The sequence below is a fragment of the Promicromonospora thailandica genome, from assembly GCF_024171955.1.
Classification (GTDB): Bacteria; Actinomycetota; Actinomycetes; order Actinomycetales; family Cellulomonadaceae; genus Promicromonospora; species Promicromonospora thailandica.
The window spans coordinates 213,055-226,370 of the sequence record NZ_JAMTCS010000001.1; the positions used below are offsets into that span (position 1 = coordinate 213,055).

The following is a 13,316-nucleotide window of genomic DNA, read 5'->3' on the forward strand; positions in this document are numbered from 1 at the left end:
AACTACCCCGACATGAGTGCCGAAGACAGCAGCGACGTCCGCTGCCCCCGCTGCGGGGAGCACGCGGCGCCAGGCGCGCGGTTCTGCGAGAACTGCGGCACGTCCCTGGGTGCTCCCGGCCCGGACGCGGGTGCTCCCTCGGAGGTGACCCTCGAGCTGGCGCCCACCGTGGTGGACCCCGACCCGGCCACCGGCGACGCCTCGAACCAGCGGGCGTGCGCCGCGTGCGGCGGCGTGATCGCCCCGGACGGCTACTGCGCCGACTGCGGCACCCCCGGCCAGTCCGAGCGCGACCACTTCGAGGAGCGTCCGGCGGCCTGGGTGGCGGGAGTCTGCGACCGCGGCGTGCGGCACGCGCGCAACGAGGACGCGATGGCGCTGGCCGCCGGCGGCTCGTTCGCGGCCCTGGTGGTGTGCGACGGCGTCTCCAGCGCCCCCGACTCCGACGTCGCCTCGCTCGCGGCGAGCCGCGCCGCGCGGGACGTGCTCGTGGCCTACGGGCCCCAGGGGTCGAGCACGGTGCAGGGCGCCACGAGCCGCCGCGTGACCGGCTGGACCGACGCCATGGTCGCGGCCTCGCGGGCCGCGGGCCAGGCCGTGCGGGGCGCCGCGGAACAGCTCGCGGCCACCAAGGGCAAGGACGTGACGGACGACCCGCCGTCGTGCACCTTCGTGGCCGCCGTGGTGGACGGTGACCTGATCGTGGCCGGATGGCTCGGCGACTCGCGCGTGTACTGGCTGCCGGACGCGGGGCCGGCGGAACAGCTCAGCGTCGACGACTCGTGGGCGCAGGAGATGATCGCGGCCGGCGTGCCGCGCGCCCAGGCCGAGACGTCGCCGCAGGCGCACGCCATCACCCGGTGGCTCGGGCCGGACGCCCCCGACACCGACGCGCGCTGCGCCGCGACCGTCCCGTCGGGGCCGGGCTGGCTGCTGGTCTGCTCCGACGGGCTCTGGAACTACTGCTCGGACGCGGAGTCCATGGGCGAGCTGGTGCGCCGGTACGCCACCTCCGACGACCCGCACTCCACCGCCGCCGCGCTCGTGCGCTGGGCCAACGCCCAGGGCGGACGCGACAACATCACCGCGGCGCTCGCCCGCGTCTCCCCCACTGTCACCGGGCAGCGATAGCCTGCCGTTACCCGAGAGGAGCCACCGTGGCCGAGTTCTCCGCCGAGGTCTTCCAGAACGAGTTCCTGTCCGACGGCGCGACCGACGTGCACGCCGTCGTCTCCGTGACGTGCACGGGCGCGGGCGCGGGCGCCGCCGCCGGGACCGCCGGGCCCGCCGGGCCCGCCGCGGGCGGGGTCGCCGAGATCGTGGCGGTCGACACGTCAGGCTCGATGCAGGGCCGCAACATGGAGGCCGCCAAGCACGCCGCGGCCGTGGCCGTGGACCAGATCCCGGACGGCACGCTGTTCGCCATCGTGGGCGGGTCGCACGTCGCCACCCGGATCTTCCCCTACCCCAACGCGCGGGTGCCGATGGTGGCCATGGAGCCGGGCGCACGCGCCGAGGCCAAGCGGGCCATCGGCACCATGTCGGCCAGCGGCGGCACGGCGATCTCGACGTGGCTGCGGCTCGCGGACGAGCTGTTCGCCACCGTCCAGGTGCCGAACAAGCACCTGATCCTGCTGACCGACGGCAAGAACGAGTCGGAGCCGTCCGCGCACCTGGACCAGATGATCGCGAACGTGACCGGCCGGTTCCAGTGCGACGCCCGCGGCGTCGGCGACCGCTGGGTGGTCGAGGAGCTGCGCAAGATCTCGACGGCCCTGCTCGGCACGGTCGACCTCATCGCGCGGCCCGAGGACATCGCCGAGGACTTCGCGGCCCTGGTCCGCAAGTCCGTGTCGCGCGGGGTCGCCGCCGTCGACCTGCGCGTCTGGGCGCCGCAGGGGTCGCAGGTCCTGTTCGTGCGGCAGGTGGCGCCAGAGGTCGACGACCTCACGAGCCGCCGCACCGAGGTGAACCCCCTGACCGGCGCCTACCCCACGGGTGCCTGGGCCGACGAGACGCGGGAGTACCACGTGGCCGTCCGGGTGCCCGCCAAGCCCGTCGGCTCCGAGCAGCTCGCGGCCCGCGTGCAGGTGGCCGTCGGCGACGAGGTGGCGGCCTCGGGCCTGGTCAAGGCCAAGTGGTCGGACGACTCGACGCTCACCGCCCGGATCAGCCCCGAGGTGGCGCACTACACGGGCCAGGCGGAGCTCGCCTCCGCCATCCAGGAGGGCCTGGCCGCCAAGGCCGCGGGCGACGAGGCGACGGCGACCGTGAAGCTCGGCCGCGCCGTGCAGCTCGCCGCGGAGACCGGCAACGACGAGGCGACCTCGCGCCTGCGCAAGATCGTGGACGTGGAGAACGAGGAGGAGGGCACCGTGCGGCTCAAGCGGAACACCGCCAAGCTGGACGAGATGGCACTCGACACCGCGTCCACCAAGACGACCCGGGTCCGGCGCGCATGACGGTGACCTGTCCCGAGGGCCACGCCAGCCAGGCCACGGACTACTGCGACGTGTGCGGCGCGCCGATCGCCGCGGGCGGCGCCGCCGCGCCGGGTGTCCCGGAACCCGGCGCGGCGGCGCCCGCAGGGGGCAACACCGCGGAGACCGAGCCGGTGACCTGCCCGAACTGCGGCGACGTGTCCCCGGCGGGCTCCCTGTTCTGCGAGAACTGCGGCTACGACTTCACCACGGGCACGCCCGCGCCGCCGCCCCCGCCGCCGGGGTCGGGCCTGGACCTGGGCGCGCTGGGTGCGGCGGGCCACGGCGGCGCGGGCCCGGGCGGCGCGTCCGGTGCGGTGGCCGGGCCCGGCCCGACACCGGGTGCCGGCGGGACGGCGGCGTCGGCGCCCGTGCCTGCCACGCCGGGCGGCAGCCCGGCCGGTGCCCCCGGGCCGGGCGCGCCGGGTACGCCGGCCGCTCCCGGCCCTGCTGGTCCGCCGGCCGGCACGGCCGCGCCGTCGGGCGGCCCCGGGGGCCTGGCCGCGCCGCCCATCCCGGGCGACACGGCCTGGGTCGCGGAGATCTGGGTGGACCCCGACTGGTACGCGCACGAGCGGCCCGAGGACCCGCTGCCGTCGGCCGGGCTGCCCGGGCTGGTCACGCTCCGGCAGCGCAGCCTGCTGGTGGGGCGGCCGTCGCAGTCGCGGGGCATCCGGCCCGACGTCGACTGCGGCAGCGACCCCGGCGTGTCCCGGCGGCACTGCCAGCTCAGCACCGACGGTCAGCGCTGGTGGGTCGAGGACCTGGGCTCGTCGAACGGCACGTTCGTCGCGGCTGCGGGCGACCCGCTGCCGGACACGCCGCTGACGCAGGGCGTCCGGCAGGAGATCGAGGAGGGCGACCGGCTCTTCATCGGCGCGTGGACCCGGCTGGTCATCCGCAAGGCGCTCCCCGGTGAGGTGTGATCGCACGCTCGGATAAATGACGTGCGCGGCGCCCCCGCGCCCTGAGATGCTCCAGGCACACCGCGGTGACGTCCGTCCGGTCCGTACCGGGCGGTGGGCGAGGTCCGGCCAGACCTCACGCCGGGAGACCGGCATCCAGCGTCACGAAAGGCACTCACGTGCACACCGAGTTCGACCTGGCGCAGATCCTTCACAGGGAGCGCCTCCGGAACGCCGAGGAGAACCGGCGCTTCCGCCGGCTCCGCGAGGAGCAGAAGCGACGCAGGGCCGAGGCCCGCGCCGCACACCGGACCGAGACCCGCGCACCGGCACCCGCCCTGCGCGTGCGGTCCGCATGACCCGTACGGCGCCCGCCGGACCAGTTCCGGCCCCCGGCGCCCCCGGCATCCCGAAGCAGAGCGTGTGCCCGGCACACGCTCTGCTTCGTCGTTGTGCGCCAGGTCACCCCAGAAGTGGCCTCTGACCTGCGTAGGCGTGCTGCACATCACCTCTGTCCGCCTTGCGCGGGATTTCCGTAATCAGGGATGATGTAACACGACGGAAACACTGAGGAGCGCCGACCGCGACCCGGCCGGACGCGCCCGCTGCGACCGTCACCTCTCCCCACCCCTGGAAGGACAGCAGTCATGGATGCCCACTCCGCCTACTACATCGGCCGTGCCCAGGTCGCCGAGGTCGCCCGCCGCGCGGAGATCGCCGGTGCCCAGGAGCGCGCCCTGCGTGAGCGTCGCGAGCGCCGCGGCCCCAAGCGCGCCAAGCGTTTCCGGCTGATCTGACCGGCGCCCGCCCCCTTCGGGGCGCCCGTTGCACCCAGGCCCTTCCCTCGGACACCCCGGTCTCCGACGGAAGGGCCTCTCTGCGCCCTCTCTGCACTTTTCGGCACCTGGGCCATGGCTGATGGTCCGCTTCGAGAACGACCTCGGGGACGGAAAGAGCCCGGTTCCGGTCCCGCGGCTCGTTCTCGAAGCGGATCATCGGTCAGGGTCCGGACCACAGCGGGCAGAGGAGATCCGTCCGGGACGGAATAGGGTGGGGGCGTGAGCCTTCCCAACCCCAACGAGCGCATCGTCTGGATCGACTGCGAGATGACAGGACTGGACCTGCGCGCCGACGCGCTCGTCGAGGTCGCGGCGATCGTCACCGACTCGGAGCTGAACGTCCTCGGCACCGGCGTCGACGTCCTCATCAAGCCTCCGACCGAGGCGCTGGCCCAGATGGGCGACTTCGTGCGCACCATGCACACCACCTCCGGCCTGCTCGACGAGCTCGACGGCGGACTGACCCTCCAGGAGGCCCAGGAGCAGATCCTGGCCTACATCCGCGAGTGGGTCCCCGAGCCGGGCAAGGCGCCGCTGGCCGGCAACTCGGTCGGCACCGACAAGTCGTTCCTCGACCTGCACATGCCCGAGCTGGTGGAGTACCTGCACTACCGGATCATCGACGTGTCGTCGATCAAGGAGCTCTCCCGCCGCTGGTACCCGCGCGTCTACTTCGCCTCGCCCAAGAAGGACGGCGGGCACCGTGCACTGGCCGACATCCTCGAGTCGATCGACGAGCTGCGCTACTACCGCGAGGTGCTGTTCCCCGCCCAGCCCGGGCCCGACACGGCCACGGCGCGAGCCGCGGCGGCGCGCGTCGCAGAGACGTCCGTCACGAAGCAGCTCGCCCCATAGTTTCAAGTTCGGTCGGTGGCCACCGACCATGTATGCTTTTCGACGTTCGCCGGTCCGGGACCGGCGCACATGGTGGGCGTAGCTCAGCTGGTAGAGCATCGCGTTGTGGTCGCGAGGGCCGCGGGTTCAAGTCCCGTCGCTCACCCCGGACGAAGGGCCCCTTGCCTCGGCAAGGGGCCCTTTCGCACGTTCCCGGGCGGCTCAGCCCAGCAGCTTCACGACGGCGTCGGCGACCTTGTCCTCGACGCCCGTGCCGTACTTCATCCACAGCGACGGCTCGGTGAGCTCCAGCTCGAGGACCAGCGGCACGCCGTCGTCGCCCGACACGAGGTCGACGCGGGCGTAGGTGAGCTCGGAGCCCGTCGCCTCGCGGGCCACGTCCAGCGCCCGGCGGGCCACCTCCACCTGGGCGGGCGTCGCCTCGTACGCCGTCATCTCCTCGCGAGCGTAGAGCTCGCCCGAGTCCTCCGCGGGGCCCGTGAGCAGCGCGTTCTTGCGGACGGCGTGCGTGAGCTCGCCGTCGACGAAGACGAGGCAGGTCTCCCCGGTGGTGTCCACCGAGGTCACGTACGGCTGGATCATGACCCAGCGCCCGTCGTCGAGCAGCCGGGTCGCGTGCGCGATCGCCTTGCTGCGCGACTGCGCGGACACCGGCTGGTAGCGCCCCGTGTTCTGGGCGCCGGCGCTGACCACGGGCTTGACGACGAAGTCGCCGAAGGCCGGCATGCGCGTGTGCACGGCCCGCTTGGACAGGTGCCGGGCGGGGTCGAGCCAGATCGTGGGGATGACGGGCACGCCGGCCGCCTCCAGGTCGCGCAGGTACCGCTTGTCGGTGTTCCACGCGATGACGTCGGCTGAGTTGGCCACCTTCGGCAGCGACCGCGCCCAGTCGAGGAACTCGTCGTGCCGCGGCGAGTAGTCCCAGGTGGACCGCACCAGCACCAGGTCGTACGCCTGCCAGTCGACGGCCGGGTCGTCCCACACCGCGGGTTCGGCCGTGACGCCGCGCCCGCCCAGCGCGGCGATCAGCGGTACGTCGTCCGCGTCGAGGTCGGGGAGCTGGGAGCAGGTCGCGAGGGCTACGCGTGCGTTCGTCACGCCCCGAGACTATCGCCGCACCGGGCGCGAGCACCCTGATCAGGGAGCGGCGTCTGCCACAACGGCGTCCTGGATGCCCTCGTCGGACGCCGCGGCGTCCGCGGCCCGGCGCAGCGCGCCCAGGATCCCGTCGGCGGTGAGCGAGCCGACGACGTCGCCGGACTCCCCCACGACCGGGACCCGGCCCATGGCGGACCCGGGCAGCGCCGCGACGGCCTCGAACGCGTCGGTGAGCCGCGCGCCGAGCCGCACCGGGGCGGGCGCGGGCTGGACGATCCGGTCGGCGCCCTCCAGGTCGCCGGCCTGCACCCGCGCGAGCGCCAGCATGCGCGAGGCGGAACCGTCCCCGATGAAGTCGCGCACCCGCTCCGACGCGGGGTGCGCCAGCACCGCCAGCGGACTGGCCACCTGCTCGAGGTGCCCGCCGCGCGACAGGACGGCGATCCGGTCGCCGAGGCGGGCCGCCTCGTCGATGTCGTGCGTGACGAGGATCACCGTGGTCCCGGTCTCGCGCTGGATGCGCTGGAACTCGGTCTGCAGGTGCCGCCGGAACTCGGGGTCGACCGCACCGAAGGGCTCGTCCATGAGCAGGACGGGCGGGTCGGTCGCGAGCGCCCGGGCGACGCCGATGCGCTGGCGCTCACCCCCCGACAGCTCGTTCGGGTAGCGCTTGGCGTACGTGGCGGCGGGCAGGCCCACGAGGTCGAGCAGCTCCGCCACCCGGGCGCGGGTGCGCCTGCGGTCCCAGCCCAGCAGCCCGGGCACGGTGGCGATGTTCGACTCGACGGTGCGGTGGGGGAACAGCCCGACGTTCTGGATCACGTAGCCGATGCGCCGGCGCAGCTGGACGGGATCGGCGCGGGTGACGTCCTCGCCGTCGAGCAGGATGCGGCCCGAGGTGGGCTCCACCAGCCGGTTGACCATGCGCAGCGTGGTCGACTTGCCGCACCCGGACGGCCCGACCAGGGCCAGGACCTCGTGCTCGCGCACGGCGAGGCTCAGCCCCTCCACGGCCACGGTGCCGTCGGGGTACGCCTTGCGGACGGTGTCGAGCTCGATCACGGTGCGCTCTGCCATGTCCATGAACCTACACGCAGCCACCGACACCGCCCCGGCAGCCCTCGCGAGCGATGTCGGTGGCGCGCGGTAGGTTTTCTCGCATGCCCGGCAACCCGTGGTTCTCCTGGTCGTACGTGGTCGGCAACGCGCCGGCGCTCTGGCAGCGCACGCTCGACCACGTCGGCGTGACGGTCGAGGCGGTGGCGATCTCCACCGCGATCGCCGTCCCGCTCGGCGTGCTGATCTCGCGGTCCCGGTGGATGTCGGGGCCCGTGCTCGGCGCGGCCGCCGTCCTGTACACCATCCCGTCCCTCGGGCTGTTCGCGATCCTGGCGCCGCTCCTCGGCATCGGCCGCACGCCCGTGCTGATCGGCCTGGTCGTGTACTCGCTCCTCATCATCCTGCGCAACACCACCGCAGGGCTGGCCACCGTCGACCCGGCCGTCGTGGACGCTGCCCGGGGCCTGGGCTACGGCCCGGGCCGCCTGCTGCTGCAGGTCGCGCTGCCCAGCGCGCTGCCCAGCATCGTCGCGGGCGTGCGCCTGGCCACGGTGTCGTCCGTCGCGCTCGTCACCGTCGGCGTGGTCGTCGGGTTCGGGGGGCTCGGGCAGATCATGTTCCAGGGCTTCCGCAACAACCTCTACCGCGCCGAGATCATGACGGCCACCATCGGCACCATCCTGATCGCCCTGGTGCTCGACCTCGTCCTCTGGGCGGCCGGCCGGGCACTCACCCCGTGGCTGCGCAGGAGGTCCGCATGACCGCGGGCGACGGCGTCCTGAGCCAGGCCCTCGTCTGGCTCAACGACCCGCTGACGTGGACCGAGCAGGGCGGGATCCTCGAGCTGACCGGCGAGCACCTGCTCATGACCGCGGCCGCCGTGGGCGCGGCGGCCGCCGTCGCGATCCCGGTCGGCGCGTGGCTCGGGCACACCGACCGCGGCGCGGGCCTCGTCGTCTGGCTCACCAACGCCTCGCGCGCGCTGCCCACGCTGGGCATCGTCTTCCTGCTCGCGTCCGCAGGCCTGTTCGGCAACACCGCCACGGTCATCGCCGCCGCCTTCTTCGCCGCACCCGTGCTGCTGGTCAACACCTACGAGGGGGTGCGGGGCGCCGACCCGGACGCCCGCGACGCCGCCCGCGGCATGGGCATGAGCGACGGGCGCATCCTGCTGCAGGTCGAGCTGCCGCTCGCCGTCACGCTCGTGTCCGCCGGGCTGCGCACCACCATCGTGCAGGTGGTCGCCACCATCCCGCTCGCGGCGCTCGCGGGCGGCGGCGGGCTGGGCAAGATCATCACGTTCGGGCTCGGCACCCAGCGCTACGGCGAGGTGCTCGCGGGCGGCGTGATCGTGGCCCTGCTGTGCCTGGCGATCGACGGCGCGCTCGCGGTCGGGCAGCGGATCGCGACCCCGGCACCGCTGCGGGTCCGGAGCGGGTGACCCCCGGCCAGATGTAACGACCTCCTCACGAGCCGGTCCAGCCCTTGCCATCCACCGCGACCCGGGGTCGAATGGACCCGATCGGAGCCGTAGAACAGATGTACGTCACTCACACCCGGAGACATTCGATGAAGCTCCCCCGTACCCATGTGTCCTTGCCGCGCGCCCTGGGCGCGGCGGCAGCAGTCGCCTCCCTCGCGTTCCTGACCGCGTGCGGCGAGCCGGGCTCCGCCGGAGGCGGAGGTGGCTCGACGGACGCGGGCGGCGGCGGCAGCGTCGCGGCGTGCGAGGCCGTGCCGGGCGACGAGCTCGTGGTGCTCGACGACGACCAGCAGCTCCAGACCGTCGACAACATCATCCCGGCGGTCAACGCCGCGGCGGTGGAGGGCGACGACACCCTGATCCCGCTGCTGGACAGCGTGTCCGCCGCCCTGGACACCGACACCCTCATCGGTCTGAACAAGGCTGTGGACGTCGACCGGCGCACGTCGCAGGACGTCGCCGAGGAGTTCGTGGCCGACGCGGGCCTGGACGACCCGGAGCAGAGCGGCAGCGGGTCCGTCGTCGTCGGCGCCGCCGACTTCGCGGAGAGCGCCACGCTCGGCACCATCTACGCGACCGTGCTGAACGCGGCCGGGTACGACGCCGAGGTGACCACCATCGGCAACCGCGAGGCCTACCTCCCGGCGCTGGAGGACGGCAAGCAGGTCCAGGTGATCCCGGAGTACGTGGGCACCCTGACCGAGTTCATCAACAAGAACGTCAACGGCGCCGACGCCGAGCCGGTCGCGAGCAGCGACCTCGACGCGACGGTCGAGGGCCTCACGGGCCTCGGCGAGGAGGTCGGCCTCGTGTTCGGCGAGCCCTCCCCCGCGCAGGACCAGAACGCGTTCGCCGTGACCAAGGCGTTCGCCGACGAGCACGGCGTCACGACGCTCAGCGAGCTCGCCGAGGCGTGCGGCGGCCTGGTGCTCGGCGGCCCGCCGGAGTGCACGGAGCGCCCGTTCTGCCAGCCGGGCCTCGAGGAGACCTACGGGCTGGAGTTCGCGGAGTTCACGTCGCTCGACGCGGGCGGCCCGCTGACCAAGTCGGCCCTCCAGCAGGGCGAGATCACCCTCGGCCTGGTATTCAGCTCGGACGGCTCGCTCACCCCGAACGAGTGACCCGCTGAGTGCTGGACATCCGCCCTTCGCGAGGCATCAGAAGGGCGGATGTCCAGCGCTCAGCGCTTGCTACAGGCCGTAGGACTCCAGGAAGCGGAGCCAGACCTCGCTCACCGTCGGGTAGGCCGGGACCGCGTGCCACAGCCGGTCCAGCGGCACCTCGCCGACGACGGCGATGGTCGCCGCGTGCAGCATCTCGCCGGCGTCGGGGCCCACGAACGTCGCGCCGACCAGGACCTTGCGCTGCGTGTCGACGAGCACCTGCGCCCGCCCCGTGTACCCGGGCGACTCGACGCTCGCGCCCGCCACCCAGGACAGGTCGTACGACACCGCCTCGACGGGCAGGCCCGCCGCCCGCGCCTCGCGCTCCGTGGGTCCCACCCAGCTGACCTGCGGCTGCGTGAACACCACCTGGACGCGGGCGGTCCGGTCGGCGGTCGCGGCGTACCGGGACCACGGCGCGGGCTCCTCGCCCTGGGCCGGGGCCGGGTCGCCGTGGGTCGGGGCCCGGTCGCCCGCCTCCGTGCCGTAGCGCGCGGCCACCACGTCACCGACCACACGCCCCTGGTACTTGCCCTGGTGCGTCGTGGGCGCCCGGCCGGTGACGTCGCCGCAGGCGTACAGCCAGCCGCCCTCGACGCCGGTGACCTGCAGGGACTCGTCGACGACGAGCGCCCCGCCCCGGCCCAGCGCGGACTCGTCGAGCCCGGCGGCCTCCACGCCCAGGTCCGCCGTCCGCGGTACCCGGCCCGTGGCCACGAGGATCTCCGCGGCGGTGACCTCCCCGCCGTCCGACAGGGTGACGGTCACCGTGCCGTCCGCGCGCTGCACCGCGCTCGGCTCGACACCCAGGCGCACGTCGACGCCCGCGGCGCGCAGCGCGTCCGCGACCATCTCGCCGGCGAACGGCTCGGCGTTGGACAGCAGGCCGCCCCGGGCCAGCAGGGTGACCCGCGCGCCGAGGTCGGCGTACGCGTTGGCCATCTCCACGCCGACCACACCGCCCCCGACCACCACGAGGGACTCAGGCACGGCGTCGGACGCCGTCGCCTCGCGGCTCGACCAGGGCTCCGCCTCGGCGAGCCCCGGCACGTCCGGGAGCACCGGCACGCTACCGGTCGCCACGATCACCGCGTGCCGTGCCCGCAGGAGCCGCGTGACCGGGGCGTCGCCGAGGTCCGTGGCCTCGCCGAACCCGGCCGCCGGGCTGTCCTTGGGCGCAGTGACCTCCACGAGCCGTTCCCCGGCCAGGCGCCCGTGCCCGCGCACCAGGGTCAGGCCGGCGCCCTCGACCCAGGACACCTGCCCGGAGTCGTCCCAGCCGCTGGTGATCTCGTCGCGCCGGGCGAAGACCGCGGCCGCGTCCGGCGGCCCAGGGTCCGCCAGACCCGGGGTGTCCCGGGCGAGCGAGCGGACGGCACCGGCGCGCAGCAGCACCTTCGACGGCATGCAGGCCCAGTACGAGCACTCACCGCCCACCAGCTCGGACTCGACCAGCGCGACGGACAGGCCGGTGCGCGAGGCCCGGTCGGCCGCGTTCTCCCCCACCGGCCCGCCGCCGATCACGACGACGTCGAACGACTCCTCAGAAACTGTCATGCCGCCATGGTGGCCCTCCCTCGCGCGCCCCGCCAGACGCATCACCGGACTCCACCCGGACGCGCGTCCCCGCACCCGTGTGACAGGCGTCTCTATATCGGCGGTATACACGTGACGGGGCCGCGTGTATCGTCGGTATACATGAGATCCGGTCGAGAGAGCCTCCTCGCCGCGGCCCGCACCCTGCTCGCCGAGCGGCCCGAGCACGAGCCGACGACGCGCGAGCTGTACGAGGCGGCCGGCGTGGCAGCGCCCACGCTGTACCACCACTTCGGCGACAAGGACGGCCTCATCGAGGCCGTCGTCGACGACGCCTTCGCGGCCTACCTGGAACGCAAGCGTGGCGTGCCGAGCACCGGCGACCTCGTCGCCGACTTCGAGGCCGGCTGGGACATGCACATCGCGTTCGGCGTCGAGAACCCGGCGCTCTACGCCGTGATGTTCGGCCGCACGAGCGGACGCCGCTCGCGTGCGGCCGGGGTCGCGGAGGACGAGCTGCGGGCCGCGCTGGTCCGCCTCGCCGACGCCGGGCTGCTCGTGGTCGGCGTCGAGGAGGCCCTGGCGCTGACCACCGCGACGGCCGTCGGGTGCGTGGCCCAGCTCAACCACCTCGGCGAACCCGCCGACGGATCCCTGTCGCGCACCCTGCGCACCGTCCTCGTCGGCCACATCGCGGGCGCACGCCCGGCAGACGACACCTCCGAGCAGGGCGCGGCCCCGGCCGCCCGGACCCTGCTCGCACGACTCGGCCCCGCACAGGAGCCGTTCACGGCCGCGGAGCTCGCGCTCCTGCGCCAATGGCTGGGCACGCTCGCCGCGCGCCCGGCGCACGACGGAAGGAACCACTCATGACCACCACCGCACCGCACACGACGACCGACGCCGAGGCGACGGAGATCATCCGGCAGATCGCCGCGGGCTACGGCAGCATCCTGCGCTCGCCGGTCCTGGGGACGCCGGCCGACCAGGGCCTCGCCTACGAGGACGTCACGTTCCCGTCGGCGGACGGCACGCCGCTGGAGGCCTGGTTCATCCCCCGCGAGGGCTCGGACAAGCTGATCATCGCGAACCACCCCCTGTGGTTCAGCCGCACCGGCCTGCCCGCGCACCTCGAACCCTGGCGGTCGCTCGGCGCGCTCGGGGGCAACGACTTCGCGGTCGACTTCCTGCCGGACTACCGGATCCTGCACGACGCCGGCTACAACGTGCTGACGTACGACATGCGAAACCTCGGCCAGAGCGGCAGCGCGAACGGCGGCCGCGGCAGCGGCGGCCGGTTCGAGGCACGCGACGTCATCGGCTCGCTGCACTTCGCCCGGTCCGACGCGCGCACGCGTGGCATGACGATCGGCCTGTTCAGCCGCTGCCAGGGCGCGAACGCCACGATGTTCGCCATGCAGGAGCACCCCGAGGAGTTCGAGGACGTGCGCTGCATGCTCGCGCCCCAGCCCCTGTCGGTGGGCGTGACCATGCGGCGCAGCCTGGAGCTGCTCGGCATCCCCGGACGCATCGACGACCTGGAGCGCGAGATCCAGCTCCAGGTGAGCCACACGTTCGCCGAGATGACGCCGGTGACCTGGGCACGCAGCGTGCAGGTGCCGACCTACCTGTACCAGGTGCGCGACGACCTGCTGACCGACCCGAGCGACGTGCAGGGCATGTTCGACAACATCCCGGTCGCCGAGAAGGAGCTGCACTGGATCGAGGGCACGACGGCCCGTTGGGACGGGTACCTCGACTTCCAGCGTGACCCGCAGCCCAAGCTCGACTTCCTGGCCCGGCACATGTCCTGATCACCGGGCGGCGCCGCCGGACGGAGGAACGGTCGCCGTACGACACCTCGTACGGCGACCGTTCCTCCGTCCGGCCGATCTCGC

General features: G+C 73.7%; 14 protein-coding genes and 1 tRNA gene. 12 read left to right on the forward strand and 3 right to left on the reverse strand.

The genetic code is table 11. The annotated features are described in order from the left end of the window. The first annotated feature begins 12 nt into the window (after positions 1 to 12). The 7 genes from APR03_RS01010 (at position 13) to APR03_RS01040 (ending at position 5,224) form a co-directional block, all read left to right on the forward strand. Entirely contained in the window at positions 13 to 1,131 is a 1,119-nt protein-coding gene (locus APR03_RS01010; RefSeq protein WP_253831895.1) for a PP2C family protein-serine/threonine phosphatase, read from the forward strand. A 26-nt stretch (positions 1,132 to 1,157) separates the two neighbouring features. Continuing rightward, entirely contained in the window at positions 1,158 to 2,462 is a 1,305-nt protein-coding gene (locus APR03_RS01015) for a VWA domain-containing protein (protein WP_253831897.1), read from the forward strand. Next, the gene (locus tag APR03_RS01020; RefSeq protein ID WP_253831899.1) at positions 2,459 to 3,406 is read left to right on the forward strand and encodes an FHA domain-containing protein; all 948 of its coding nucleotides are present in this window, start codon (positions 2,459 to 2,461) and stop codon (positions 3,404 to 3,406) included. Before APR03_RS01015 ends, APR03_RS01020 begins: the two co-directional genes overlap by 4 nt. 158 nt (positions 3,407 to 3,564) lie before the next feature. Beyond that, on the forward strand, positions 3,565 to 3,744 hold the full coding sequence (locus tag APR03_RS01025; RefSeq protein ID WP_253831901.1) for a hypothetical protein: 180 nt from the start codon (positions 3,565 to 3,567) through the stop codon (positions 3,742 to 3,744). A gap of 288 nt (positions 3,745 to 4,032) precedes the next feature. Further along, a complete protein-coding gene (locus APR03_RS01030) occupies positions 4,033 to 4,182 on the forward strand; it encodes a hypothetical protein (protein ID WP_253831903.1) in 150 nt (49 codons plus the stop codon). A 261-nt stretch (positions 4,183 to 4,443) separates the two neighbouring features. Further along, positions 4,444 to 5,079: an oligoribonuclease gene (gene orn, locus APR03_RS01035; protein ID WP_253831905.1), complete on the forward strand. Its 636-nt coding sequence runs from the start codon at positions 4,444 to 4,446 to the stop codon at positions 5,077 to 5,079. A 72-nt stretch (positions 5,080 to 5,151) separates the two neighbouring features. Continuing rightward, positions 5,152 to 5,224: transfer RNA gene (locus tag APR03_RS01040), tRNA-His, on the forward strand. 56 nt (positions 5,225 to 5,280) lie between these two features. On the opposite strand, the gene APR03_RS01045 is transcribed toward APR03_RS01040, so the two are convergent. Together APR03_RS01045 and APR03_RS01050 are read right to left on the reverse strand one after the other, a co-directional pair. Further along, on the reverse strand, positions 5,281 to 6,177 hold the full coding sequence (locus tag APR03_RS01045) for an ATP-grasp domain-containing protein (protein ID WP_253831907.1): 897 nt from the start codon (positions 6,175 to 6,177) through the stop codon (positions 5,281 to 5,283). Between the two features lie 39 nt (positions 6,178 to 6,216). Next, positions 6,217 to 7,254: an ABC transporter ATP-binding protein gene (locus APR03_RS01050; RefSeq protein WP_253831909.1), complete on the reverse strand. Its 1,038-nt coding sequence runs from the start codon at positions 7,252 to 7,254 to the stop codon at positions 6,217 to 6,219. Between the two features lie 83 nt (positions 7,255 to 7,337). Between APR03_RS01050 and APR03_RS01055 the strand changes: the two genes are divergently transcribed. The 3 genes from APR03_RS01055 (at position 7,338) to APR03_RS01065 (ending at position 9,840) form a co-directional block, all read left to right on the forward strand. After that, complete coding sequence (locus APR03_RS01055) at positions 7,338 to 7,997, forward strand: ABC transporter permease (RefSeq protein ID WP_253831910.1); 660 nt, start codon at positions 7,338 to 7,340, stop codon at positions 7,995 to 7,997. After that, the gene (locus APR03_RS01060) at positions 7,994 to 8,677 is read left to right on the forward strand and encodes an ABC transporter permease (protein WP_253831912.1); all 684 of its coding nucleotides are present in this window, start codon (positions 7,994 to 7,996) and stop codon (positions 8,675 to 8,677) included. The genes APR03_RS01055 and APR03_RS01060 overlap by 4 nt, the downstream gene beginning before the upstream one ends. A 128-nt stretch (positions 8,678 to 8,805) precedes the next feature. Next, a complete protein-coding gene (locus tag APR03_RS01065; protein ID WP_253831914.1) occupies positions 8,806 to 9,840 on the forward strand; it encodes a glycine betaine ABC transporter substrate-binding protein in 1,035 nt (344 codons plus the stop codon). 69 nt (positions 9,841 to 9,909) lie between these two features. On the opposite strand, the gene APR03_RS01070 is transcribed toward APR03_RS01065, so the two are convergent. Further along, complete coding sequence (locus tag APR03_RS01070; protein ID WP_253831916.1) at positions 9,910 to 11,439, reverse strand: dihydrolipoyl dehydrogenase family protein; 1,530 nt, start codon at positions 11,437 to 11,439, stop codon at positions 9,910 to 9,912. A gap of 141 nt (positions 11,440 to 11,580) precedes the next feature. Here APR03_RS01070 and APR03_RS01075 point away from each other — a divergent pair, with 141 nt between their 5' ends. Then, a complete protein-coding gene (locus APR03_RS01075; protein WP_253831918.1) occupies positions 11,581 to 12,291 on the forward strand; it encodes a TetR/AcrR family transcriptional regulator in 711 nt (236 codons plus the stop codon). Next, positions 12,288 to 13,232 carry an alpha/beta hydrolase family protein gene (locus tag APR03_RS01080; RefSeq protein ID WP_253831920.1) on the forward strand — a complete coding sequence of 315 codons (945 nt, stop codon included), beginning with the start codon at positions 12,288 to 12,290 and terminating at the stop codon, positions 13,230 to 13,232. Before APR03_RS01075 ends, APR03_RS01080 begins: the two co-directional genes overlap by 4 nt. Positions 13,233 to 13,316: the final 84 nt, after the last annotated feature.